The organism is Xanthomonas sp. SHU 166 (assembly GCF_000364685.1).
GTDB classification, from domain to species: domain Bacteria; phylum Pseudomonadota; class Gammaproteobacteria; order Xanthomonadales; family Xanthomonadaceae; genus Xanthomonas_A; species Xanthomonas_A sontii.
In genome coordinates this window covers 1-949 of sequence record NZ_AQOJ01000835.1, presented here as the reverse complement: position 1 = coordinate 949, position 949 = coordinate 1, and the positions used below count along the sequence as shown (strand labels likewise).

Annotated in this window: 1 protein-coding gene; it reads right to left on the bottom strand. The window is 73.2% G+C overall.

All coding sequences use genetic code 11. From position 1 onward, the window contains the following. Nucleotides 1–949 (bottom strand): fimbria/pilus outer membrane usher protein (locus D180_RS19175; protein ID WP_017914045.1); only part of this gene is annotated, 949 nt, incomplete at both ends.

Sequence of the window (949 nt, the reverse complement as noted above, 5' to 3'; positions counted from 1 at the left end):
GCAACAGCCACAGGCCGCCGACCCCGGCATTGCGCACGCCGGCCCCGGCCTCGGCGTGCGCCTCGGCGGTGAAGCGCGGGCCGAGGCCGCGCCGCCAGCTGGCGCTGCCGACGGTGTCGCCGGCATAGGCGAAATCGGCGACGCCGTACTCCTCGCGCACCCGGCCCAGCGCCAGCGACCAGTCGGTCAGGCCGCTGGCCAGCAGATCCTGGGTCGCATAGAACGGAAAGGCCAGCGAGCGGGTGCGGCCGTAGGCGTCGGTGATCACCACCTGGGCATTGCCGGCGCCGTCCACGCCCGGCGCCGCGGACAGCTGGAACGGCCCGGCCGGCAGCTGCGCGCCGTACTGGCGGATGCCGTTGACGTACAGGTCCACGCTGGACGGCACCGCCACTTCGCCGAGGAATTCCGGCAACGGGGTGATCGCGCGATACGGCTGCAGGCCGAAGTCGCTGCCCACCCGCACACCGCCCAGGCGCACGGTGCGGCTCCAACTGGTGCTGCTGCTGAAGGTGTCGCCCAGCACCACGCTGGTCATGCGCTCGGGCAGCGACCACTGCCATTGCGTGTCCAGGCGGATCGTCTGGGCACGCCAGTCCTGCTGCGGCTCGCGGTACACGCGGCCGACGAAGGACTGCCGCAGCAGGCCCTGGCCCAGGCCGAACACGCGCAGTTCGCCACTGGCGGTAAGATTGCTGGCGCCGCCCTGGCGGCTGGCGTAGAGGTCGTAGTCGAGCAGTGCGCCGGGTGAACTGGTCGCCGGCAGCGACGGCACGCCGCCGCGCGCGTCGATGCGGGTGGTGGCGACGTCCAGCAGCGCCACCGGCGCGTCGATCGTCACCTGCTGCAGGCTGGCGTCGTAGCGGAAGCGCACGCCGTCCAGGTCGCCCAGGGCGATCGCCGCGCTGGCGTCGCTGCCGTCCACGCGCAGGCCGAGCTGGCGCAGGGT